Annotated in this window: 24 protein-coding genes; 11 read left to right on the top strand and 13 right to left on the bottom strand. The window is 60.6% G+C overall.

The features are described 5' to 3' along the window. Position 1 precedes the first annotated feature (1 nt). Both ctaD and coxB read right to left on the bottom strand, forming a co-directional pair. Positions 2-2,527: a cytochrome c oxidase subunit I gene (gene ctaD / locus RVM27_RS15770; protein WP_498956953.1), complete on the bottom strand. Its 2,526-nt coding sequence runs from the start codon at positions 2,525-2,527 to the stop codon at positions 2-4. Then, positions 2,524-3,585, bottom strand: coding sequence for a cytochrome c oxidase subunit II (gene coxB, locus RVM27_RS15765; RefSeq protein WP_498956952.1), 1,062 nt, complete (start codon positions 3,583-3,585; stop codon positions 2,524-2,526). The genes ctaD and coxB overlap by 4 nt, the downstream gene beginning before the upstream one ends. A gap of 36 nt (positions 3,586-3,621) precedes the next feature. On the opposite strand from coxB, the gene RVM27_RS15760 reads away from it, so the two are divergent. Continuing rightward, on the top strand, positions 3,622-4,080 hold the full coding sequence (locus tag RVM27_RS15760; protein WP_016914243.1) for a DUF2231 domain-containing protein: 459 nt from the start codon (positions 3,622-3,624) through the stop codon (positions 4,078-4,080). Between the two features lie 21 nt (positions 4,081-4,101). Here the strand turns inward: RVM27_RS15760 and RVM27_RS15755 are convergent, their stop codons facing one another. The 8 genes from RVM27_RS15755 to RVM27_RS15720 all read right to left on the bottom strand — a co-directional run bounded on the left by RVM27_RS15755 (position 4,102) and on the right by RVM27_RS15720 (position 10,386). Then, positions 4,102-4,527 carry a CopD family protein gene (locus tag RVM27_RS15755; protein WP_039179477.1) on the bottom strand — a complete coding sequence of 142 codons (426 nt, stop codon included), beginning with the start codon at positions 4,525-4,527 and terminating at the stop codon, positions 4,102-4,104. Positions 4,528-4,609: 82 nt separating this feature from the next. Next, positions 4,610-5,476, bottom strand: a complete 867-nt coding sequence (locus tag RVM27_RS15750; protein WP_498956951.1) for a DUF2797 domain-containing protein — start codon at positions 5,474-5,476, stop codon at positions 4,610-4,612. Beyond that, complete coding sequence (locus RVM27_RS15745; RefSeq protein ID WP_026001740.1) at positions 5,460-5,744, bottom strand: YeaC family protein; 285 nt, start codon at positions 5,742-5,744, stop codon at positions 5,460-5,462. Before RVM27_RS15745 ends, RVM27_RS15750 begins: the two co-directional genes overlap by 17 nt. Before the next feature lie 25 nt (positions 5,745-5,769). Beyond that, positions 5,770-6,621, bottom strand: a complete 852-nt coding sequence (locus tag RVM27_RS15740; protein WP_189463388.1) for a rhomboid family intramembrane serine protease — start codon at positions 6,619-6,621, stop codon at positions 5,770-5,772. A 199-nt stretch (positions 6,622-6,820) separates the two neighbouring features. Then, the gene (locus tag RVM27_RS15735; protein ID WP_498956950.1) at positions 6,821-7,807 is read right to left on the bottom strand and encodes a metallophosphoesterase family protein; all 987 of its coding nucleotides are present in this window, start codon (positions 7,805-7,807) and stop codon (positions 6,821-6,823) included. Position 7,808: 1 nt separating this feature from the next. Beyond that, positions 7,809-8,741, bottom strand: coding sequence for an NAD(+) kinase (locus RVM27_RS15730; RefSeq protein WP_039179466.1), 933 nt, complete (start codon positions 8,739-8,741; stop codon positions 7,809-7,811). A gap of 108 nt (positions 8,742-8,849) precedes the next feature. After that, positions 8,850-9,719, bottom strand: a complete 870-nt coding sequence (locus RVM27_RS15725; RefSeq protein ID WP_498956949.1) for a DMT family transporter — start codon at positions 9,717-9,719, stop codon at positions 8,850-8,852. A 79-nt stretch (positions 9,720-9,798) separates the two neighbouring features. Then, the gene (locus RVM27_RS15720; RefSeq protein WP_498941627.1) at positions 9,799-10,386 is read right to left on the bottom strand and encodes a YqaE/Pmp3 family membrane protein; all 588 of its coding nucleotides are present in this window, start codon (positions 10,384-10,386) and stop codon (positions 9,799-9,801) included. A 150-nt stretch (positions 10,387-10,536) separates the two neighbouring features. Between RVM27_RS15720 and RVM27_RS15715 the strand changes: the two genes are divergently transcribed. From RVM27_RS15715 to RVM27_RS15690, 6 genes are all read left to right on the top strand, one after another. After that, on the top strand, positions 10,537-10,944 hold the full coding sequence (locus RVM27_RS15715) for a CBS domain-containing protein (RefSeq protein ID WP_081191941.1): 408 nt from the start codon (positions 10,537-10,539) through the stop codon (positions 10,942-10,944). Positions 10,945-11,174: 230 nt separating this feature from the next. After that, a complete protein-coding gene (locus tag RVM27_RS15710; RefSeq protein WP_039179455.1) occupies positions 11,175-11,534 on the top strand; it encodes a hypothetical protein in 360 nt (119 codons plus the stop codon). Positions 11,535-11,558: 24 nt separating this feature from the next. After that, positions 11,559-12,386, top strand: coding sequence for a helix-turn-helix domain-containing protein (locus tag RVM27_RS15705; protein ID WP_498956948.1), 828 nt, complete (start codon positions 11,559-11,561; stop codon positions 12,384-12,386). Between the two features lie 280 nt (positions 12,387-12,666). Beyond that, positions 12,667-15,858 carry a bifunctional proline dehydrogenase/L-glutamate gamma-semialdehyde dehydrogenase PutA gene (gene putA, locus RVM27_RS15700; RefSeq protein ID WP_498956947.1) on the top strand — a complete coding sequence of 1,064 codons (3,192 nt, stop codon included), beginning with the start codon at positions 12,667-12,669 and terminating at the stop codon, positions 15,856-15,858. A gap of 354 nt (positions 15,859-16,212) precedes the next feature. Beyond that, on the top strand, positions 16,213-17,703 hold the full coding sequence (gene putP, locus RVM27_RS15695; RefSeq protein ID WP_498956946.1) for an SLC5/6 family protein: 1,491 nt from the start codon (positions 16,213-16,215) through the stop codon (positions 17,701-17,703). 267 nt (positions 17,704-17,970) lie between these two features. Further along, the gene (locus RVM27_RS15690; RefSeq protein ID WP_498941630.1) at positions 17,971-18,597 is read left to right on the top strand and encodes an OmpW/AlkL family protein; all 627 of its coding nucleotides are present in this window, start codon (positions 17,971-17,973) and stop codon (positions 18,595-18,597) included. Between the two features lie 99 nt (positions 18,598-18,696). Here the strand turns inward: RVM27_RS15690 and RVM27_RS15685 are convergent, their stop codons facing one another. Then, a complete protein-coding gene (locus RVM27_RS15685; RefSeq protein ID WP_498941631.1) occupies positions 18,697-19,029 on the bottom strand; it encodes a YqcC family protein in 333 nt (110 codons plus the stop codon). A 284-nt stretch (positions 19,030-19,313) separates the two neighbouring features. Here RVM27_RS15685 and RVM27_RS15680 point away from each other — a divergent pair, with 284 nt between their 5' ends. The 4 genes from RVM27_RS15680 to RVM27_RS15665 all read left to right on the top strand — a co-directional run bounded on the left by RVM27_RS15680 (position 19,314) and on the right by RVM27_RS15665 (position 22,345). After that, on the top strand, positions 19,314-20,360 hold the full coding sequence (locus tag RVM27_RS15680) for a DUF3549 family protein (RefSeq protein WP_498956945.1): 1,047 nt from the start codon (positions 19,314-19,316) through the stop codon (positions 20,358-20,360). 58 nt (positions 20,361-20,418) lie between these two features. Beyond that, on the top strand, positions 20,419-20,859 hold the full coding sequence (locus tag RVM27_RS15675; protein WP_498956944.1) for an ATP-dependent zinc protease family protein: 441 nt from the start codon (positions 20,419-20,421) through the stop codon (positions 20,857-20,859). A gap of 42 nt (positions 20,860-20,901) precedes the next feature. Next, positions 20,902-21,810, top strand: a complete 909-nt coding sequence (gene rimK, locus RVM27_RS15670) for a RimK family alpha-L-glutamate ligase (RefSeq protein WP_498956943.1) — start codon at positions 20,902-20,904, stop codon at positions 21,808-21,810. Between the two features lie 88 nt (positions 21,811-21,898). After that, on the top strand, positions 21,899-22,345 hold the full coding sequence (locus RVM27_RS15665) for a hypothetical protein (protein ID WP_039179432.1): 447 nt from the start codon (positions 21,899-21,901) through the stop codon (positions 22,343-22,345). A gap of 19 nt (positions 22,346-22,364) precedes the next feature. On the opposite strand, the gene RVM27_RS15660 is transcribed toward RVM27_RS15665, so the two are convergent. Both RVM27_RS15660 and sufT read right to left on the bottom strand, forming a co-directional pair. Beyond that, a complete protein-coding gene (locus tag RVM27_RS15660; protein WP_287804971.1) occupies positions 22,365-23,165 on the bottom strand; it encodes a SanA/YdcF family protein in 801 nt (266 codons plus the stop codon). Between the two features lie 18 nt (positions 23,166-23,183). Continuing rightward, on the bottom strand, positions 23,184-23,753 hold the full coding sequence (gene sufT / locus RVM27_RS15655) for a putative Fe-S cluster assembly protein SufT (RefSeq protein WP_039179426.1): 570 nt from the start codon (positions 23,751-23,753) through the stop codon (positions 23,184-23,186). Positions 23,754-23,758 lie beyond the last annotated feature (5 nt).

Below are 23,758 nucleotides of genomic sequence, written 5' to 3'. Positions count from 1 at the left end.
CTCAACCTCCAATGACGCGGGGCAACACAGCGAGCGAGCCCACCAGGATCCAGAACACCACGGCGTTGTAGCGCCACAGCTGTACCACCACGGCAGGTTCGAACGGCGCGTGGGCCCCCACGTAGCCGTAGCGCACCCGCAGCGCCTGCATGACCGTCAGCACGACCGCCAGCCCGCCGTGGAACAGAGCATAAATCAGGCCCAACAGCAGCACGGCATCGTGGGTGGTCTCGGTGGGAGCCAAATCGGCGGCCAGCATCACCCAGGTGGTCACGGCGACCTGCACGGCCCCCAGCGCACCGGCCAGATAGAAGCCGCTGGCAAGCCCGGCATCCTGCTGGCGACGCAGCCCACGGATCATTTTGACCATCACGATGTAGCCCGCCGTCATGGCCAGACCCGCTACCACCAGCCCCACCAACGACAGTGGCGACGTGTCGGGCATGCTCCACTCCGGGGAGACGGTCCACAGGTAGAACCAGCCAAACAGGTACGAGAGGAAGAACGAGCCGTTGGCAATCAGGAAGGTGCCCATGGCCCACACACCCGGGCCATCCATGGTGCGAGAGTGCAGCGGCGGGTCACCGGGTGACACATCGGCATCCGGCGCGGCCTTGGGGTGCGCGCCGTTCTCCCAGGACCAACGCAGCAGAAATACCCCGGCAATCAGCACGAAGACACCGGCCAGCGCATAGACACGCACCAGCAGGCTGATACACACCACCGCCAGCGCCATGGCAGCAAACAGGGGCCACCAGGAGTTACCCGGCAGGTGGATAATTTCACGCACCTTGCCAGAGATGGGGTCGGTGCCCCACATCTCACGCCGCCCGTGGGTAGCGACCGCCAGCGAGTGCTTCCCTTCCGCCATGGTGACAGGCAGATTCGGGTCATCCCACAGCGGGTGGCGCGTCTCGATCTTAGGCAGACTGACAAAGTTATAGGCACTGGGTGGCATGGTGTTGGCCCACTCCAGCGTATCGGCGTTCCAGGGGTTCTGCTTAGCGGGTTTGCCAAAGCGGAAATGTAACGCAATATCCAACAGCACCATGGCAATACCAGCCGACATGACAAAACTGCTGACCGACGAAAGCAGGTTATAAATATCCCAGCCCATGCCGGTGTCGTAGGTGTAGACGCGGCGCGGCATCCCCAGAAGCCCGGTCCAGTGCATGATCAGGAAGGTGCCGTTGAAGCCCAAAAACGTCAGCCAAAAACCCCAGCGGCCCAGATTCTCAGAGGGCATGCGTCCGGAAAACAGCGGTAGCCAATAATAAAGCCCGGCAATCAGCGGGAAGAACATGCCCCCCACCAGCACGTAGTGCATGTGCGCCACCACGAAGTGGGTATCGTGAACCTGCCAGTTGAACGGCACCAGCGCCAGCATGACGCCGGTCAAACCACCGCAGACAAAGATGATCAGAAAGCCCAGCACCCACAGCATGGGCAGCTTCATTTTAGGCTTGCCTAACCATAGCGTGGCCAGCCACACGAACACCTGAATGGCCGTGGGCACCGCCACCAGCATACTGGCCGCCGAGAAAAAGGCCTGCGCCAGCTGGGGAATGCCCACCGTGAACATGTGATGAACCCACAGGCCGAAGCTGATGAAACCTGTGACGATAATGGCAAAGACTACCCAGCCATAGCCCACGATGGGCCTTCCGGCAAAGACCGGAATCAGCGTCGAGATGATCCCCGCCGCAGGCAGGAAAATAATGTAGACCTCAGGGTGCCCAAACAGCCAGAACAAATGCTGCCATAGGATAGGGTCACCTCCGCCGGCGACTTCAAAAAACGGCATGCCCACGGCACGTTCAAGCTCCAGTAGCACACTGGCTAGGATTAGCGGCGGAAAACCCACCACAATCATTAACGCCATGGCGAGGATGTACCAGGCAAACAGCGGCATCTTGTGCAGCGCCATTCCCTGGGTACGGGTACGCAAGATTGAAACGACAATCTCAACCCCCGCTGAAAGCGCAGAAATCTCCACAAAGGTGATGCCTAGCAGCCAGAAGTCTGAGCCTAAGCCTGGGGAAAATTCGCTGCTGCTCAACGGGGTGTACATAAACCAACCGCTGGACGGTGCCATCTCCAAAACAAGGCTGGACATCAGGATGATGCCGCCAAATAAGTAGCACCAGTAGCCTAACGACGTCAGCCTTGGGCAAACCAAATCACGCGCGCCGATCATCTTTGGAATCAGATAGATCGCTAGCCCTTCCAGCATGGGAATAGCGAACAGGAACATCATCACCGTGCCGTGCATGGTGGTGACTTGGTTATAAATATCCGGCGACATGAAATCTTGATCAGGCATCGCCAGCTGGGTACGAACCAGCATGGCAAGCATGCCGCCGATCAAGAAAAACACCATCCCGGTAACCATAAAACGCAGGCCCAGGGTGGTGTGATTAACAATCGTTAGTGCTTTAAGCCCTTTCGGATTGCCCCAAATTTCGTGGAGGTCGTCATGTAATTGCTGTGGATCGTGTTTGATCGCTTCTTGGTTGACGGTACTCATGGGTTTAAGGTCTCCAACCAAGCGCCTAGGGCATCCAAGGTGTCCGTGTCGATATCATCGTGGGCCGGCATTCTATTGCCCGGCTTTAGCGATTGGTGGTGTTTTAGCCACCGGCTCACTGCCCCCTCCTCCATGGCCATAACGCCCGCACCCACCGTGGCGCGGCTACCCATATCCGATAAGTTCGGCCCTGTGGTGCCACGGCTCACCCCGGCCACCTGGTGGCAGCTAGCACAGTGGGTCATGAAAGCATCTTGCGCATCATCGTGGGTGGCGTCGGCAGTGGCTAACGCGCCAAGCTGGTCTTCTTGGCGCGCTGTAAGCCAGGCGTTGTACTCCTCCCGAGGAAGCGACTCAACATGAAGGTGCATATGCGCATGTCCAATACCGCATAGCTCTGCACACTGGGCGCCAAACACTGCCGGGATATCAGCCTCTAGACGGATACGGTTCACCCTGCCAGGGATCATATCCACTTTGCCACCCAAGCGCGGTATCCAGAAGGCGTGAATCACATCCGCACCACTCACATGGAAATCAACCGGCTCCCCCACAGGCATGACCAGATGGTTCGCGGTTACCACTTCCCCTCCGTCAGCGTTGGGATAGCGCACTTCGAACCACCACTGATGACCAATTACCTCAATCACCTCGGCTGAATCGTCGATCGCCAGCATCCGCTGCCCGGCAGGCACGCCAAACGCTAACAATGCAATAATGCTGGTCACGGGCAGCACAATACCACCACCCAGAATCCAGCGGCGGGCAATGCGGCGCTCCTGAGCGGGGGTACGCGTCACCTCTCGGGGTTTAAAGGCGTAGAGCCAGAGTGCGGTTATGGCGACAAGCACCACCGTGCCGAACGTCAGCATAATCCACCAAATCAGCGTCACATCGCGTGCAGCTTGCCCAGCGGGGTCTAGAATAGATTTATCGCCTGAACATCCTGCGGTTAAGCTGGCTGCGGCGAGTATTGCCACCAACGCTATTGAGTTGACCCGTTGACGCGATACGCGTTGAATATTTGGTGAGGCCGTGTAGCCGTTGCGATCCCTCATTTGCTATTTCCCTTTGTCTGCCCACAGGAAGTGACCATGGCACCAACGCCCCAACGATCAATTAAAAGCCGAGCCTCTTTGGCTGGCCACCCACTGCACCCCGTAATGATTCACTTCCCCGTTGCTGCGCTGATGGCCCTGGTGGCAAGCGACCTGGCCTACTGGTATACCGAAGACCCTTTCTGGATGCGCAGCGGCCTGTGGCTGGCGGGCGTCGGTGCCTTTGGCGGCTGGGTCGCCTCGATAGCCGGTATCATCGATCTGGTCACGGTGTCGCGCATTCGGCGTCTGATTACCGGCTGGAGCCACGCCATCGTGGCGGTGGTGATGCTCTCGCTGGCGTCGTTCAACTGGCTGCTGCGCTTCAACGAGCCCGACGCGATCCTGCCCTGGGGGCTGGCGGTATCGCTGCTGACCGGAGGACTGATTGCGCTGGCCGGCTGGCTGGGCGGCCAACTGGTTTATGAACACGCCGTGGGCGTGGATGTCGACTGACCACCTGCTCATGGGCATCGGCTAACTCCAATCAAGTGGTTTGGCCAGCACGAAGCCCAGCACGGCCAGAATACCCGCCACTGCCAGCAACAGCGCCAGCAGGTTGGCGGGTTTCACACCGCGATAGATGCCCATTTCCAGACGTAGAATCAGCCAGCCAAAACAGCCATGGGCAGCCACCATGGCGACCACCGCAGCCAGCTTGAAGATCAGCCACCCACCCATTAGCCCGTGAAGCAGGAACAGCAGCGTGCCCGACGCAATGGCCAGCAGCGCGGCAGGGGTGGCAACGGAGTTGTAGAAGTAGCGCGGCATGGGCGGTGAGCCCTGCGCAAATCCAGCGTCCTTGCGCAGCTGAAGGGCGTGACTCAGCAGCGCAGGTAAGTAAAGCAGCGAACCGCACCAGATAACCAGTGCGGCAATGTGAAGCAATTTTAGCCAGGGCATTGCGGCTTCCTTGCGTTGCATTGGGCAGGGGGAGAAATAACTCCGTTAACCTTAGACAACACTGGCCACTCTGGCTAGGCGTTTAGCTAACGATAATCTCGTAACCCGTGAATTTACGAAGATTTATCACGCCGGTATCGAGTATCAGGTACTGCCCTTTCACGCCCTGCAAGACACCCTCTACCTGTGGCTGCTTATCGAAATTGTGCGACACCACCTTGCGTGGAAAAGCCTCCACCGGGTAGTGGAAGTGGTAAGGCGTTTCATCCAGTTCACGAATGGCATCCTCACCATGCACCTGGCGCAGTTGCGCCAGCCCATCGGCCAATACGCTCAACAGACGGTCTCGCTCTGCACACAGGTCCAGCGCGGCCACCTCGCCTTTCAACATGGCCCGCCAGTTGGTGCGGTCGGCGACCTGCTCCTTGAACAGTATTTCGACCATGCCGGACTGCTGCCGCGTATCGACCTCCAGAATGGGCAGCGCCTGAATGGCCCCCTGATCCAGCCAGCGGGTGGGCATCTGGGTTTTGCGGGTGATGCCCACCTTCAGCCCCGAGGAGTTGGCAAGATAAACGATATGGGGCTGGAAACAGTGGGTCTCGCCCCACTCGGGCTCGCGGCAGGTGCCCTGGTAGTAGTGGCAGGTTTCCGGCTTCATGATGCAGGTATCGCACTGGGCCAAGCGCTTGAAACACGGGTAACAATATCCCTGAGCAAAGCTCTTGTTGGTGGCGCGCCCGCAGTGAGTGCAGGCAATGGCCCCGCTCCAGTGCAGCCGTATGAACGACCCTACCCGCTCGTTCAGGCCAACCCGATGCTCCCCGGCACGCAGGTGGTACACCACCTCGGCATCCTTGCGGCTCGGCACACTGGCCGCCATTTTCTGCAGACACCCCTGCACCGGCGTAGCATCGGTGGCAAACAAATCATCAGTCACGGGTGGCATCCCGAGCCAGGCCTGCCATTTCCGGGCTGACGCCCGCCCCCGTGGCACCCGCCCCACAGGTGCGGCGCTCCAGGTAACCCACCCGATTGGCTTCGGGCACGTTGTTTTCCATTTCATAGCGCATCACCGCCTCCAGGCAGAGCTCGGTCTGCTCGGCGGTCAGGCGACGTCCATCCGGCCACTTGCGCAGAGCAACCGCCTGCTTGAGGCTTTCATAGATGGTGGGCGTCATTTGATGAATCATCTTGTCGAACGTCATGTCACTCACGGTCAGCACCTCTTTTGCGGGTTGCTCAAAGCTTTTTGAAGCGGGAAGAATAATACCAGCCGGTTGCCAGCCCCACGAGCAGGCCACCCAAATGCGCCTCGTTGGCAACGTTGCCAAAGCCCACGGTGCCTGCAATGCCAGTCATGGTAAAGACCATCCAGCCCAGCATGAAGACCACCAGCATTTGCGGCACGAAAAAACCGCTGCCTGGGGCACGCCGGGACATCAGCCACACATGCGCCAAAAGCGCATAGACGACCCCGGACATGCCACCAAACAGCACCGTGCCGGTCATGTACTGGGCAAGGTTGGCACCGATGCCCGCCAGCAACAGCAATAGCAGCATCGTTTTGCTGCCCTGGCGCCGTTCGATCTGCTGGCCGAAATACCACACCCACATCAGATTGAAGATCAGGTGCATCCAGCCAAAGTGGAGAAAAGCCGGTGACAGCAGGCGCCACACCTGACCACTGAGCAAGGTATCGGGCAGCGAACCGTAGACCAGCTGCCCCCCAGAGACACCCACCGGCACGATGGTCAAAGAGACGATCAACAGGTCGCCCCAGATCCCGGTCAATGCAAATACGGCCAGACTGATCAGAATCATCAGCGCCGTCACCGGTACTTGTCGCAGAGTCGCGACCAGCCCTTGGGTGGGCAGCGAGCGCTTGGGTGGCGCAGCGTCGCTGATCAGCTCGTCGCCTCGCTCCCAGCGAGCCACCAGGGCACGGAGCTCATCGTATTGGCGCGGGTCAGCCACCCAGAGGAGCTGGCCGTCTTCTTCATCGGTGATGCGATGGCCTATCCGGTAATGCCATAGGGCCTTGCGCAGCGCTTGAGTGTCTGCATCGGGGGGCAAGAGCATGACGGGGTGCATGACATCTTCCTTTTAACCAGTGGTCATGACGCTTACGCGCACGTTTGCCATCGGATACGCAAAAAAATCCGGCGGAGGGGGCCGCCGGATAAAAGCAAGGGATCATTCAAGGGAACACTTACTCTGATAGCCGGCAGCAGGGTTAGTTCAGCAGTTTTGCAAAAATTATGTAACCAATTGTAATAATTGCTCAAAAGGGTCAATCAAAATCGATCTCCCAGGGCTTGGGCAATGCCCGCTCTTCTCTAGGCACTTGAATCCAGACGAAATGATCGGCATTCAACTGGCGTTCACCGCTCCAACGATAGGCCACCAGTCGGCCAAATTTTACCGCACTGTAGTCCAGGCAAGCGATATTGGCGGCGGGCAAGGCGGGAATGCCCTCGCACCAGTAGTGGCCGATGAACAGCGGCGGCTGCTCCGGGCCGTAATAGCTGAGCCGCTCGCGCTCCTGCAGCGTCAATGACCGCGTCTCCAGGTCGCCCGGCAGGTTATCCGGCTGGAATACCACATCGCCCCACTGCTGCGGGTTGGCCGACCAGAAGTGCGCGCGAAAGGTCTGCCGAGTAAAGCCGTCGCCCGAGTGGATGGCCACGCCCTCCGGTAGCCGAATGTGCGGGCCACGGGTCAGGCGGTCGAGAATTCGGAACGCCTGGGTCGAGGGGTCGGTGGACTCCACCAGAAAGCGGTCGTCCAGTTGGGCAGACGGGGAGCGCTGGCGAAGCTGGCGAATCAGCTCGTCGTCCCAACAGGCGTGCACCACCCGGAGACCGTCCAGTTCCAGGCACAGCGGAATGGTCTTGAACCAGGCTAGGGTATCTTCCCACTCGTTGGTATGGTCACGATACTGGTCGAGGGTATCCTGAATGATGCGATTATGGCGCGGCGTATGCTCGCGCAGCCAGCGCTTGGCGCTGCCTGGCGGGGCCGGGTGCATATAGGCCAGGGCGTTGTATTCATGATTGCCCATGACGATATGCGCCTCGCCCTCCTCGACCATGCGCCGCGCGATGGACACCGCCAGCCGAATGCGTGGGCCGCGATCGATCAGGTCCCCCAGGAAGATCACCTTGCGGCGCGGGTGGCGATACACGCCCTTGCGCTGATGGTAGCCAAGCTTCTCCAGCAGCGAGGCCAGGGTGGCACCGCAGCCGTGGACATCACCAATGAGATCGTACCCCTCCATGTCAATCTCCTAGCCGATGGCTCCAACCGAGTTTGCTGCGCAGCACTTCATAGAAGTTATGCCCCAAGGGGTGTACCAGTTGAACGCGCTCCGGTTTGCGGGTAATCACCAGCACATCGTCGGGCTTGGCCACCGCGCGGGTTTGCCCGTCGCAACTGATATGCGGGTAGGTCTGGTTGGTTTCGCCGATGTGTATACGAATCTCGCTGGCGGCATCGATCACGATCGGACGGCTGGAGAGGGTATGCGGGAACATGGGCACCAGCGTGACCACATCCAGCTTGGGGTGCATGATGGGGCCCCCACCGGAAAGCGCATAGGCCGTCGAGCCAGTCGGGGTAGCGACGATCAACCCATCGCTGCGCTGGCTGTAGACGAACTGGCCATCGATGAACAGCTCGAACTCGATCATGCGAACCGCTTTGCCAGGGTGAACGACGACTTCGTTGAGCGCTTCGCCGTTACCCACCGCCACGCCATTGCGGTACAGCACGGCATCCAGCAGAAAGCGCTCTTCTATTTCGAACTCGCCTGCCAGCACCTCCCCCACGCGCTGCTCCAGCTCGTCGGGGGAGATATCGGTCAGGAAGCCGAGCCGCCCGCGGTTGACGCCCAGAATCAGCGTGCCACTGCGGCACAGAGTACGGGCGGCGCCCAGCAAGCTACCGTCGCCGCCCACCACGATGACCAGATCGCACAGCTCGCCCAGCATGCGACGGCTGGCTTCCGGCTGGCCATGATGCGGCAGCGCGGTGGCGGTACGGTCCTCGATCAGCACCTTGTAGCCATGGCCAACCAGGTAATCCACCAAGCGCTGGAGCGAGTCCAGCACCTTGTCGCTGCCCAGGCGGCCAATCAGGCCAATGGTCTTGAACGGTGGCGTGGCTGGACGCTGGCGCCCGGCGGCAGTTTGTGAGGTTGAGGTATGAGACATGGGCGACTCTCGCTGGCATCAGCCCACATTATGGGGAGTCACGGGGTATCGGGCAAATCCGACGGCGTGGCGATGCCCCCTGCCACGCCGTAAAATCAGCAGCTTGGGTCAGGCCAGGGCAACCTTTCGGCGCTGCAGCCACCAGTGGTTGAGCCACAGAGACGCCCCCATGATGGCAGCGCCCAGCAACAGCTTGCCCAGGTCTGCATCGCGGTTCCAGATGACCAGGTTAACCACCAGCCCGGCAGGCACCAGCGCGTTGTTCATGATGGCCAGGGTACCCGCATCCACCCGGGTGGCGCCCTGGTTCCAGGCGAAGTAGCCCACCCCGGAAGCCACCAGGCCCAACCACGCCAGTACGCCCCACTGCACCGGAGTGCTGGGTAGCGCTGACACGTTGCCGAACAGCAGGAAGGCCGGCAACGCCACCAGCATGGCGCCGATGAAGAACCAGCCAAACACGTTGTGCCAGGCCAGCGTCGGCGGCAGGTCTGCCGCTAGACGGCGATAGCCCACTTGACCAATCGCAAAGCACAGGTTGGCCCCTTGAACGACCAGAAAGCCCAGCCAGAAGCCACTGTCGATGCCGTCGTAGCGGATCACCCCGGCACCCAGCACCGCCAGCAACGCGGTGACCAGATAAATGGGCGTGAATCGCTTGAACATCAGGTCATCCAGCAGGGCGATATACACGGGGGTAAAAATGGTGAACAGCAGGACTTCCGGCACTGACAGCAGCAGGAAGGATTGGTAGAAGAAGATGTACATGACGCCCAGCTGAATGGCGCCCAGCGCCATCAGTGCCAGACGCTGCTTACTCTGCAGCAGGCCCGGCCGTAAAAACGGCAGGAATACCAGCATGGCGAGTGCCACCCTGATCAAAACGGCAAAGTAGCTGTCCACCTGCCCCGCCAGGTAGACGCCAATCAAGGAGAAAGAGAAAGCCCAAAGCGCCGTGACACCGACCAGATAGCTCATCAGTAAACCCCGAAAAACATAAAAGTTGACGGAGATTATACGCAGTTATCGTTGGCTGCCAATGGCCACGGCGAGGAAATCAGCGCTCAGCGTGATGTTTGCCAAGCCAGCGCCAGGCGTAGATCACCCCAGGTACCCAGCCCAGCAGGGTCAAGAGCGTCGCCGTGGCCACCCGCTGCCCGCCTCCATCGGTCAGCCCCACCGCCAAAGGCGGCAGCAATATGGCCAGCGCGCGATAGGCCAGGCGCAAAGCGGCCGGTTCCTGCATGGCGGGCTGCCCAGGTGATGCCTGCGATGCGTTCAATGACGCAGGCTGCGCCACCGCTGGCGGCGTATAGTGCCCTACCGGGTCCGGGGCATGGGCTGGCGTGTTTGTGGCCTGCGTAGCCGGGGCCTTCGCCTCTGACGCTTCGGCCTTCTCCTGAGCGCGGGCCAGCGCTTTGCGGTGCGCTTCCTTGTTGATTTTTTGCTCCAGGGTCTCGACGCCTTCGGTTAGGTCATCGTGAAAACGCTCCCAGTCTTCCCAGTCATGGGGCGTACCCGCCTTGGGGCGCTGGTTACCGGAGCCGCGCGCCCGCTCCCAGGCTTTCTCTTCCAGGGTATTGGGGCGCTCCGGCTCTCGCTCCAGACCGACTCCCTTACGGTTGAGGTATTCACGTGCGTCCATAAAAGCTCCTGACTACGTCGCTGACGATTCGACCATGGTCAACCGTTGAATGTCTGGAGTATGGGGGCAAGGCAGGGCAAGTTAAATCTCCTACAGTAAAAGAGTTGGCCGTGCCTGGCGGCCACTGCGTCACGCTCGAGGAGACTGCCCATGAACAACAAGATTCCGGATACCGTACGCGATATCATGTCCCGCGATTGCTACCGCGTCTCGGGGGAGACGTCCATCACCAACCTGGCGCAAGGCCTGGCGCTGCACCGCCTGCCCGGCGCACCGGTCGTCGATGCAGCCGACCGGCTGATCGGCTTCATTTCCGAACAGGACGTGCTTGGCCGCGTACTGGACAGCATATACCATGACGACGAAGCTCCACTGGTCAAAGAGCTGATGCGCCAGGATGTGCTGACCGCGTCGCCCAATCAGAGCATCACCGACCTGGCTCAGGAGATGCTGGGCAAGAAGCCCAAGATCTATCCGGTGGTCGAACAACAGCGGTTGGTTGGCATCGTCACCCGTCGCGACATCCTGATCGCCCTGTTGACCATTCGACGTCATTGAGCCGACATTTTCTTCATCGCAAAAAAAACCGCTGCTTTAAAAAGCAGCGGAAGCAAGGGATCGAAAACAATAGCCAGAACAACACTATTAGCGACTGCCATCGCGATGTTGCCTGTACACTATCAGACACTGCCCAGAGGAAAAGTTCGCACAAAGGTCAAAATTTTCGTCTTCCCCAAGGGACGCGTATACTAGCCACTCCTCTCTCACCGCGACACAGGGAGCGTGACATGGCACTTTATTTACTGGTCTTTGGCGTGTGCGTCGTGGTGATTGGCGGCGTGCTGTTGGCGCTGATGACCGCCAGCACACCGCGCTACCGCACCGAGCCTCAGGATCTGATCGCCCTTTTCGACAAGGCCCTGGCCAGTCAGGTGAGCGAAACCGAATGGAACACCATCATTGGTTACCCCATTCGTCATGACGAATATCTGGATAACATACGCCGTCGCGCCTCGCACTTGATGGATAGCCACGGCAGGCGTTGGCAGATCGCCCAGGGCAAACCGCTGCTTAACGCCACCGGTCAGGAGGAGCTGCAGGCCCTGCGCGACCACCTGGCGGCCCATACCGCGCTGCGCCAGCGCTAGCCTTGCGTCGTCGAGGAGATCTTCATGCCCAGCACCATCCGCCAAATCCCGCTGGAGAGCGCTACCCGCCACCACGCCCATGACTTTCACCAGATCGTCATTACCCTGTGCGGCTCGTCCGAGTTCGAGATCGAGGGATTGGGCGGACGCGTCAATGCGTTTTCAGGCTGTATTGTCCCCGCCAATCACGAGCATTACTACTCCGGCAGCGGCCATAACCGCCAGCTGATTCTGGACCTTCCGGAAGACGCCCCCGCACTGACGGGAGAGCATCGCGAGCTGGTGGCGCTGTTCGATGCGCCGCGTTTTTTTGCGCTGGACAGCGCATTACGCCACTACCTGACCTTCGTCGAAAGCGAGCTGGCCCGAGGATTCGACAATTCGGCCACCTCCTTTCAACAGGACCGTCTGGCCGCGACGCTGCTGGGGTCGTTGAAAGCCCGCCTGGGGGCAGAGCCATCCGCTGCCCAACGGCGCATCGACCTGCACCAGATCGACCGTTTCATTCGCCGCCATCTGGCCGATGAGCTGCGCGTTGCCGACCTGGCCAAGCTGGCCTGCCTGAGCGAGGCCCACTTCTCGGAACGCTTCCGTGCCCAGACAGGCTTGTCGCCTTGGCAATACGTGCGTCGACAGCGCCTGCACGCCGCTCGGCAGCTGATTCTGCAAAGCCGCCTGCCCCTGACCGACATTGCCATTCAGACCGGCTTTGCCAATCAGAGCGCGCTCTCTCATGCCTTTCGGAGCAGTTATGGCGCGTCACCTCGTCAGTTGCGCCAGGGCACTGCCAGCGCCACCCTCCCCACGACCAATGGAACGCCGAGCACTGCCTCTGCTGCTCCCTCACGCTAGGCTCGGTTCGGCTGGCACAGGCCGGCATTCCCCTATGACGGCCCGGCAGCGTTGAGAGCTGCGCTGGCAAGTGGTCAGCCGCTCTACTAAAGTCGCAAAAAGATCCTTCTTGCCGAGAATTTGACACGTTTTGCCATGAAAACGACATACAACTGACGGGCGCGCGCTCTACATTCGACAACATACTGGGCACCTGCCCTGCTATCACTGTTTTTAAACGCTGGTGAATCCAGCCATTCGCTTCAGCAGCCTGTTTCAGACCTGTCTTACGGGGGCCTCAATGCTTAATGCCAAGAAAATGCGTGACCCAGCCATCTGGCAAACCGACCTTGATACGCTGATGGCGCGTATTAGCGACCACTACATCGTGGATGAGGATGCCTACGTCAGCGAGCTGATCAAGGTACTGAACGCCGACTCGGACGACTTCTCCCGCATCGAAGCCAACACGGCCGCGCTGGTGCGAGAAGTACGCAACATGGATACCGCCGTCGATACCATCGACGAGCTGCTTCAGCAGTACAGTCTGGACACCCATGAAGGCCTGATGCTGATGTGCCTGGCCGAAGCCATGCTGCGCATCCCGGACACCGCCACCGCCGACGCCTTGATCGAAGACAAGCTGGGCCCGGCCGACTGGCAGTCTCACGTGGGCAAGAGCGAGTCCTGGATGGTCAACGCCTCGACCTGGGGCCTGCTGATGACCGGCAAGGTACTGAAGCTGGACCACCCAAAAGAGGGCCAGCCTGCTCACTTCATCAATCGCATGGTCAACCGTATGGGTGAGCCGGTGATTCGCCGGGCGATGATGGAAGCCATGAAAATCATGGGCAAGCAGTTCGTGCTGGGCCGCGATATCAACGAAGCGCTCAAGCGCTCGAAGCCGCTGTTCAACAAGGGTTATACCTACTCCTACGACATGCTGGGGGAAGCCGCCCGCACCCGCGCCGATGCCAAGCGCTACTTCGACGACTACGCCCGTGCCATCGAGCAGGTGGGCAAAGCCTGCAAGACCCTGGGCGACAAGACCCCTGCACCTTCGGTGTCCATCAAGCTGTCGGCCCTGCATCCGCGCTATGAGTTTGGCCGTCGCGAGCAGGTGCTGGCCGAGCTGGTGGACACCGTGATCAAGCTGGTCACCAAGGCGCGCGCGCTGGACGTGGCCGTCACCATCGACGCCGAAGAGGTAGACCGCCTGGAGCTCTCGCTGGAGGTCTTCCGCGCCATTTACCAAAGCAGTGCTGCCAAGGGATGGGGCCACTTCGGCCTGGTGGTGCAAGCCTACTCGAAGCGTGCGCTGCCCGTGCTGCACTACCTGAACCGACTGGCCGACCAGCAAGGCGACGAAATTCCGCTGCGCCTGGTGAAGGGCGCCTACTGGGACAGCGAGATCAAGGAGTCGCAGCAGCTGGGGGTCGATGGCTACCCGGTCTACACGCGCAAAGCGTGTACCGATGTGGCCTACCTGGCTTGCGCCCAGTTCCTGCTCTCCGACGACACCCGCGGGCGCATCTTCCCGCAGTTCGCCACCCACAACGCGCATACCGTGACCACGATTCTGGAGCTGGCCAACCAGGACAGCCGCCCGTTCGAGTTCCAGCGCCTGCACGGCATGGGCGAAGCGCTGTATGACGCCGCCCTGGCCCGTGCCCCCAAAGGCACCTACTGCCGCATTTACGCCCCGGTGGGCGCCCACAAGGACTTGCTGCCCTACTTGGTGCGCCGTCTGCTGGAAAACGGCGCCAACTCCTCGTTCGTGCACCAGATCGTCGATCCCGAAGTGCCAGTGGAGTCGCTCTGCAAGCACCCCATCGAAACCCTGCGCCAGCAGAAGAGCTTCTACAACAAGCGGATTCCGCTGCCCAAGGACATCTACGGTGCGAAACGCCGCAATTCCCGTGGCGTCAACCTCAATATCCGCAGCCAGTACTATCCGCTGATGGAGAAGATGGCCACGTTCATGGACAAGCAGTACCCCACGCGGCCGCTGCTGGCGTTCGACGTGGCCGAAGATGCGGGCAATACCCATCGCGTGACATCGCCCTTTGACCGTCGCCAGACCGTGGGCAGCGTGCAGTGGACCAGCAAGGAGCAGGCGGCCAAGGCACTGGACGCTGCCTGGGAAGCGTTCCCGCGCTGGGATGCCACGCCGGTTGCCGAGCGCGCGGCCATCATTCGCCGCCTGGGCGACCTGATGGAAGAGCACATGGCCGAGCTGATGACACTCTGCTCCCGGGAGGGTGGCAAACTGCTCACCGACGGCGTGGACGAGATCAAGGAGGCCGTGGATTTCTGCCGCTATTACGCCATGCGCGCCGAAGAGTCGTTCGGCGCGCCCATCGAGCTGCCCGGCCCCACCGGTGAATCGAACCGGCTGTCCATGGGTGGCAAGGGCGTGTTTGCCGCCATCAGCCCCTGGAACTTCCCGGTGGCCATTTTCTGCGGGCAGATCGTCGCAGCCGCCGTGGCAGGCAACACCGTGCTGGCCAAGCCCGCCGAGCAGACCTCCATCGTCGCGCATCGCGTCATCGAGCTGCTTTACGAAGCGGGCATGCCCCGCGATGTAGTGCAGCTGCTGCCGGGCGACGGCCCCACCGTGGGTAGCGTGCTGACCTCCGACCCGCGCATCACCGGCGTAGTGTTCACCGGCGGTACCGATACGGCTCAGATCATCAACCGCGCCCTGGCCGCCCGCGAAAACGCGCCGCTGCCAACCCTGATCGCGGAAACCGGCGGCATGAACGCCATGATCGTGGATTCCACCGCCCTGCCCGAGCAGGTGGTCATGGACACGATCCAGTCAGCGTTCCAGAGCGCCGGGCAACGCTGTTCTGCCCTGCGTGTGCTTTACCTGCAGGATGACGTGGCCGACCGCGTCATCGAGATCCTCAAGGGGGCCATGAGCGAACTGCGGATCGGTGATCCGCGCGATTTGGGCACCGACGTGGGCCCGGTCATCGATGAGGACGCGCGCAAAGGGCTGCTGGCACATATCGACAAGCTCAAGGGCGAAAACCGGCTGGTCGCCGAAACCCCGATGACCGCCGAGCATACTCAGCACGGCACTTTCGTGGCCCCGGTCGCCTTTACCATCGACAGCATCGATGCGCTGACCCGCGAGCAGTTTGGCCCCGTGCTGCACATCGTGCGCTACAAGGCCCGCGAGATCGACAAGGTGATCAACGACATCAACGGTCGGGGATATGGCCTGACGTTTGGCGTGCATAGCCGTAACGAATCCTTTGCCGCTGAAATAGCGCAGAAAATTCGAGTAGGCAATGTGTACATCAACCGTAATATCATCGGCGCAGTGGTCGGCGTTCAACCATTCGGCGGTCAGGCCCTTTCGGGCACCGGCCCCAAAGCGGGTGGCCCGCACTACCTGCAGCGCTTCGTGACTGAAAAGACGATCACCAACAACACCGCCGCCCTGGGTGGCAACGCGTCGCTACTGGCGCTAGGGGATGAGTAGAACGCTCATCGACATAAACTAACCTGAACTCCTGAAAAGGATCCGTCTCATGGTTGACAATAATAGCGTGACTGCCTGCGCTGCCACGGCCCTCCCAGACCGTGCACCAGGCACAGGGAACTCGACATCGATACTCCGCCATACCCTTTCCGGCGCCCTGCTTGACGGCTCGAGCCGTGGCCAGCCACTGGCCACGCCGAATCGGCAGGGAAATTAACAACAAGATCAACGCGCTTTGGCCACCTATCGCCAAAGCGCTGACGCTGTCGGAGTCAAGGATGTACGAAAGAGCCGCCAGCACGCGCGGGCTTTCGTAGGTCACCTGACTCCGTTCTGACGAACTGGAGAAGTGTTATGGCTACTGGTGTTTGGATTAGCTTGTTTGGATATTTTGCGCTCATGATCGCCATCGGCATCTATGCCATGCGCAAAGCGACCTCTTCCTCGGAAGATTACATGCTGGGGGGCCGTACCCTCAGTCCGCAGGTCGCGGCACTCTCGGCAGGGGCCTCCGACATGAGCGGCTGGCTGCTGCTGGGCTTGCCCGGGGCCATGTTCGTGTCTGGGCTGGGCTCTGCCTGGATCGGCATTGGCCTGCTGGTGGGCGCACTGCTCAACTGGATACTGGTTGCGCCTCGCCTGCGCGAGCAGACCATTCATTACGGCAACGCGATTACCATTCCGGCGTTTCTGGCCAACCGATTCCCGACCCGTGCCCTGGCACTGCGCACCGTGTCGGCCATCGTGATCGTGATCTTCTTTGCCGTGTATACCGCCTCGGGCCTGGTAGCCGGTGGCAAGCTGTTCGAAACGGCCTTCACCGGAGTGTACAACTTTGGCGACATGAGCAATTACGCCATGGGCGTCATCATTACCCTCGGCGTGGTGCTGATCTATACCGTGGTAGGCGGCTTCCTGGCCGTGAGCATGACCGACTTCGTGCAGGGCTGCATCATGATGCTCGCCTTGATCATCATGCCTGCGGTGGTGCTGTTCGGTGACGGCGGCGGTGGTTTCTCACAGGCCTCGGAGACACTCAATAGCATCGATCCCTCGCTGCTCTCCTGGACCACGGGGCTGACGTTCGTGGGCTGGCTTTCGGCGGTGACCTGGGGCCTGGGCTATTTTGGTCAGCCGCATATCATCGTGCGCTTCATGGCCATTCGCTCACAAGAAGACGTACCTGTAGCGCGCAACATCGGTATGGGCTGGATGCTGGTCTCGCTGATCGGTGCCGTGTCGCTGGGCCTGGCGGGTCGCGCCTTCGCAGTGCGTAACGGCATGGACATCCAGGATCCTGAAACCATCTTCATCGTGCTGGCCAACCTGCTCTTCCATCCGCTGATCACCGGCTTCCTGTACGCGGCGCTGCTGGCAGCGATCATGAGCACCATCTCCAGCCAGCTGCTGGTGTCTTCCTCTTCGCTGACGGAAGACTTCTACCGCCTGTTCCTGCACAAGAATGCCACCGAGCAGCAGTGCGTCGCGGTGGGCCGTGTGTGCGTCGTGCTGGTGGGTATCGTGGCCGCCATCATTGCCTCCAATGAAGACTCGCAGGTGCTGGGGCTGGTCAGTAACGCCTGGGCAGGCTTTGGTGCCGCCTTTGGTCCGCTGATCATCCTCGCGCTGATGTGGCCGCGCACCAACGGTGCCGGCGCATTGGCCGGCATGATCGTCGGTGCCGCCACCGTGATGATCTGGATTTCGCTGGGCTGGAGCGGCTCCTTCATGGGCGGCCCGGGTGTCTACGAAATCATCCCCGGCTTCATCGCTTCCTTCATCGCCATCCTGGTCGTCAGCAACATGACCGCCGATGCCGGTGAGTACCAGCACATCGAACGCTGATCCTGACCATTACGCCTGGCGACGATTTTTAGCCACGGCTCTTGGCCAGCATGCCACCCTCACCGCCTGCTTCGGCAGGCGGTGAGCATCGGCAAGCAGTCATCCGAGACCTCCTCGTCAAGGCCCCGCCTTGCAGGAGGTCTCTTGCATTGTTGGCCGCTTGCGCACCGCTCTTTGCCTCAGGTCAATAACGCACCGCTTCTGGCTGGTTATAGTGGCGCCATGGATCGCGAACCACTCACCCTCATCATGGTCAGGAGCAACATTATGCCCCCGTTCAAACCCTCTCGTCTCATCGCTGCCAGCATGGCCGCTGCAACGCTGGCCGCCAGCAGCCAGGCCTTTGCCTACGGCGCAGGTGACTTCTTTACCCGCGTGGGCGTGGCACAAGTGACACCCAAAAACGACAACGGCGCCTTGGCCAACGGCGCACTGGCGGTGGACGTTCAGGACAAGACCGACTTCGCCTTTACGCTGGGCTATCGCTTTCACGACAAGGTGGGCGTCGAACTGCTGGCCGCACTGCCCTTCAAGCACGACATTGCCCTGAACGGCGAGAACCTTGCCTCGACCAAGCACCTGCCACCCACCCTGACGCTGCAGTATTACCCGCTGGGCGGCACCCAGGCACGGGTTCAGCCCTACATTGGCGCCGGTATCAACTACACGCGCTTCTCGGACGAACAGCTGGCGATTGGTGAGCTGGATCTGGACGACTCCTGGGGTCTGGCAGGCCAATTGGGTATCGACCTGCTGATCGACGACAACTGGGCGCTCAACGCCGCCGCCTGGTACCTGGACATCGATACGGACGCCACGGTGAACGGCGCCGCAGCGGGCACCGTCGAGATCGACCCCATTGTGGTCATGGCGGGTCTCAGCTACCGCTTCTAGAAGATGCGGAGCTACCCATCAAACCTAACAGGCCCGGGGCATTTGCTCCGGGCCTGTTCGGTTGAGAAGCACGGCAGCGCCGCGCTGACGGCTACCTGTTCAGTTGTCCGTCACCAGTTGGTCGACTCTTTCCATGGCGCGAATCACCAGCACCTGGTCGCTGGCGCGCACTTTTTCCTGCATCAGATAAGCGGCCATGGCGGGCGCTACCTCACATTTGGCGGGCAGGGTCGCCTGAGCTTCTACCAGCGCGGTCAACCGGGCCACGAACACATAGCGCACCCACTGGGGCAGCGACATGGTATCCACACAAAAGGGCTCCTGACTGGCAAACGCACTCGCCTCTGGAAGGGGGAGTCGCCATAGGTTGGCGGCTTTCATCGCGGCTTCAAGCTCGAGAAGCGCGGTTTGAAGCTGTTGATGGACGCTCATAAACAGTCTACTCATAAGGAATGGTCGGCGTGATTATCCCAACTCTGTGGGTAACTTGCCACCGAGAGGCATGGCCAACGCGTTTATGCACAGATTCACAGAAAACCTGCAAGAGACTGTGGATAAACTATGGAAAGGTGTCGCAACGGCTACTCCCACGGGGCCTGGCGAATGTTGTTCACTTTTTGACCACTTCGACGATAAGGCATGGTTTTATCAACGGTTACGGCTGACAGTGAACGAGCATCAAGGTAGAGTGCACGCTTGAAATGCGGAAGGATGTCATGCAACCAATTACTACCCTCGACGAGTTCTTTACCCGCAGCGGTGCCGACGTGACGCTCTACCATATGGGGCGTCGTGTGGTGCCCTGCTCGCGGGATACCCTGCGCGGCTTCGAGCAGGCCGAACACGCCTGGCCCGAGCCCTGGCTGGGTCAGGCGCGTCTGGGCATCGTGTTTCGGCTGGGTGCGATGCCTGAACCGGCCATCTGGTTCCTCGCCCTGCCCTTGGACGAGCAGGGCATGCTCTCGCCTGCACAGCGGGATGGCTTCATCAATCGCTTGCTGGAAACCCTGGGGCGTAATGCCCTGGCATCAGAGCAGACATTGACAGCTGACGCCAGCGCTGGCGTAGACGACCTGATGAAGGACAACCCCCTGGCCTTCACGCCCGACGTCACCTTTCAGGCCATGCTCAATGCCCGTGCCACGCTGCACCTGGGGCTACCTGCCAGCCAGCATCTGGAACCGGTAGAAGCGTATCTGAGCGGCCAGCAGTCGATCGATTGGCAAGCGCTCGGCGTGCAGGGGCTGGCTGACTTTGCGGTGCGCATGGACGACGATGCAGCCAGAGCGCTGGCCGAACGGCTGTCTGACCTGCCCGCCAGCGTTACGCGTGCGCTATGCTACTGCCTCGAGCACCAGCCTTTGCCAGGCTGCCTGCTGGAAGCGCTTCAGGCGCGTGGCGAGCAGGCGGCCAGCGAGGGAGACGTGGAAACCGTGTGCGCCTGCGTAAGGGCTGTCGGCAGCTCACCAGAACCCACGGTAGGCGATTGGTACACGAGCTTGCTTGAGGATAGCGCTGCCTGCGGCCCTGACCTGATGGCTGCCATGGCCGGGCGCGGCTGGCAACTGCTGGAAGACGAGACGCGCTTGCCGCTGTTCCTGAACCGACTGGCCGAAGACGAACGTGCCGATTTCTCAGCCGTCGTGCGTGATATCGCCCTCGTTCCCAGGCTACGCTTGCCTGTCATGTTGACCCTGCGTGACGCACCTGTCGGTTCACCCATGCACGCACGCCTGGCAGGCCTGATGCCGCGCCGCGCATAAATTCGTAACAGGTGACGGTCATCATGCTGTTCTTCCAACTAGATGTCAGGAGTCAACCGTGAAGGAATTACCCTATCAGGCCAAGGCCGTGATTGGCCGCCGTGAAATGGTCACGTTGACCGACCTTGGCCTTCACCTGTGCTGCAAGGCCGATACCGGCGCGCGCACCTCTGCCCTGCATGCCGAAGAGATCGAGACGGAAGAAGATGCCCATGGGCAGCTGTGGATCAGTTTCGTCACCCACAGTGGCGGCCCCGAGACGCCGGGGCATCGTTATCGTCTACATTTACATGACAGAAGACGGGTGACCAGCTCGAATGGGCACAGCGAATGGCGCTACGTCATTCGCACACAGATGGAACTGGGCCAGCTCAGCTTTCCCGTCGAACTTACCTTGACCGACCGCAGCAATATGCGCCACCCCATGCTATTGGGCAGGCGCGCCATGCGTCGTCTGTTAGTCGCACCCGGCGCTGCCTTTTTGCACGGCGAGCCTTGAATATACTTAACACGCCTTTCCTGTTTTGGCCCGGAGCCCTGCATGCATATTGCCCTACTTTCGCGTAACCGCAATTTATACTCGACCCGCCGCCTGGTCGAAGCCGCCGAGCAGCGCGGCCATACGGCTCGTGTCGTGGATACGCTGCGCTGTTACATGAGCATCGCCTCTCATCACCCCTCGATTCATTACAAGGGGGCCGAGATCGAGCCCTTCGATGCGGTCATTCCCCGCATTGGCGCCTCGGTGACTTTCTACGGCTGCGCCGTGCTGCGCCAGTTCGAAATGATGGGCACCTACGTGATCAACGACTCGGTCGCTATCACGCGCTCCCGCGACAAGCTGCGCTCGCTGCAGCTACTTTCCCGCAAGGGGCTGGGGCTGCCCATCACGGGGTTTGCCCACTCGCCAGACGACATTCCCGACCTGATCACCATGGTCAAAGGAGCGCCGCTGGTCATCAAGCTGCTGGAAGGCACCCAAGGCATTGGCGTGGTACTGGCCGAGACCAACCAGGCTGCCGAGTCGGTGGTGCAGGCGTTCATGGGCATGAAGGCCAACATCATGGTGCAGGAGTACATCAAGGAAGCCAAAGGCGCCGACATTCGCTGCTTCGTGATTGGCGACAAAGTCGTGGCGTCCATGAAGCGTCAAGCGGCCGAAGGCGAGTTTCGCTCCAACCTCCACCGTGGCGGCACGGCCAGCGTGATTCGCATTACCCCTGAAGAGCGCTCCACCGCCATCCGGGCAGCCAAGGCCATGGGCCTGCGCGTTGCCGGTGTCGATCTGCTGCGTTCCAACCATGGGCCGGTGATCATGGAAGTCAACTCTTCTCCTGGGCTGCAGGGAATCGAGAGTGCCACAGGCAAGGACATCGCAGGCATGATCATCGAACATATCGAAAAAAACGCAACCCCTGCCCGAAAAGTGCCCCCCAAGCCTAAAGGCTAACGTCCAAAGGTAAAAATAATCCGCATTAGGGGTGGCAAATCAACGCTGCCACCCCCACAATCTGCGTCACCGAAGGAGGTAGACGCTCATGTTTCTCGACAATCGCCAAGTGGCGATGGACAGCGTTCTGGAAGCGCTGGCCGATAGCATTGATTATTTCCAGGACAATATCGAACGCCTGCGCCCCTCGCTGCGCGATGCGCTGAAGCCTCACTACACGGCTCGACTGAAACAGATGCGCAAGCTGCAGGAGTTGGCCCGTGCCCATCTGAAAATGCTTCCCAGGGATGCCGACGTGGAGCGCGATGACTTTCTGTGGCTGTGGAGCCGCCTGAAAAGCTTCGTGGGCAACGATAGTCAGGTTCTGATCAATGAACTGTTGGAACAAGAGCGTGTCTTGATGCAAGCCCTCTCGACCCTGTTTACCCATCCGCTGCCCGACCCCATCGAACCCGTGGTGGAAGAGTGCATGCAGGGCTGCCGTAAATTGATCCGCGAGCTGTATAGCCTGCAAAAGCGCAAAGCTCGCCGCTAAGCGCCCCTTTCGCGCACCTTCAAGGAGCCGCCGACGGCTCTAGCTGCCGCCCTGGCTCTCCGAGCAGAGGGAGTTCCGGATAGAGCAGGCGCACGCCTTCCAGGTCGATCAGCACATCAGTGGTCACGGGTGGCGGCTCCAGAGGCAATCGATCACGGCTCAGCACGATAGGCTCGGCCGGCCCCAAAAAGTGAGGCTCCCTGCCCCACAGGTACAGATCCCCCAGCGTCGCCATACGCGCCAGCCATTCACGCACCTTGAGCCGCCACTCGCCCGCCGAGGGCTGCTCTTCGGCCACACAGCCCGTCACGTCCATGCCCAGCGAACGGCCGATAAAAATCGCTCGTGGCAAGTGCCAGCTCTGGGTCACCAACAGCGCCTGCTCCAGCTGAAACACATGCCGCGCTCGCACCATGGTGTCGTAGGTACTGAAGCCCGCGAAATCCATGGTCAACCTGTCGGCTGGCACTCCTCGTCGATAAAGGTCGCGCCACATGGCTCGGGGCTCGTTGTAGGCCTGGGTGCGGTTATCACCGGAGAGCAGCAGATGCTGCACGCGCTCATCGGCTATCAGGCGCGCCGAGGTGCGCATACGCGCGTGAAAATGGGGGTTACGCAGCCCGCTACGTGTCCAGCGAGAGGTGCCAAAAACGATAGCGACATCCGTTGGACGGCACTCTTGCAGCTGCGTATGGATATAGCGTGAGGTGCTCAGCAGTACCCAGGCGTTGCCTGCCGCCAATAGCAAAGCCGCCAGCAGCACCATGGCTACCAGCGACAGCAGACAACGTTTTACCCAACGAAATAACAGGCTGTGCATCCAGCTCCCCAGCAGGGGTTAGAACATGCCGAGCTCAAGCTTGGCTTCATCGCTCATCATGTCACGACTCCAGGCGGGGCTGAAGACGATTTCGGTATGCACCTTGCTGATCTGCGGCGCTCCCAGAATCTTGTTGCGCGCATCGGCAGCGATGACATCGCCCATGCCGCAGCCAGGCGCGGTCAGCGTCATGCGAATGGTGACGATGCGCTCACCGCTGATCAAGCGCTCGATACGACACCCGTACACCAGCCCCAGATCGACGATGTTGACCGGGATTTCCGGATCGAAACAGGTGCGCAGCTGATCCCAGACGAACTGCTCGATCTCGTCATCGCTGGCGGATTCAGGCAGCGTAGGTCGTGGCAATGCTTCAAGCCCCAAGGCATCGAGATTGCGACCCTCGATCAGATACAGCCGCCCTTCGTATCCAACGCTGACAGAGCTGCCTTTCGCCTGCATGACACTGACGATGCTATCTTCTGCCAGCGTATCCGTCTTGCCGAACGGAATGGCAATGGCTTCTACATCACGCTGTAGCGGCAGTTTCTGACCTCGTTCGAGGCTGGCCACTTGCTCGATATCCATAGATG

This window comes from Halomonas sp. KM007 (genome assembly GCF_050709225.1).
GTDB lineage: Bacteria > Pseudomonadota > Gammaproteobacteria > Pseudomonadales > Halomonadaceae > Vreelandella > Vreelandella hamiltonii.
This window is presented reverse-complemented; position numbering and strand designations above follow the sequence as displayed.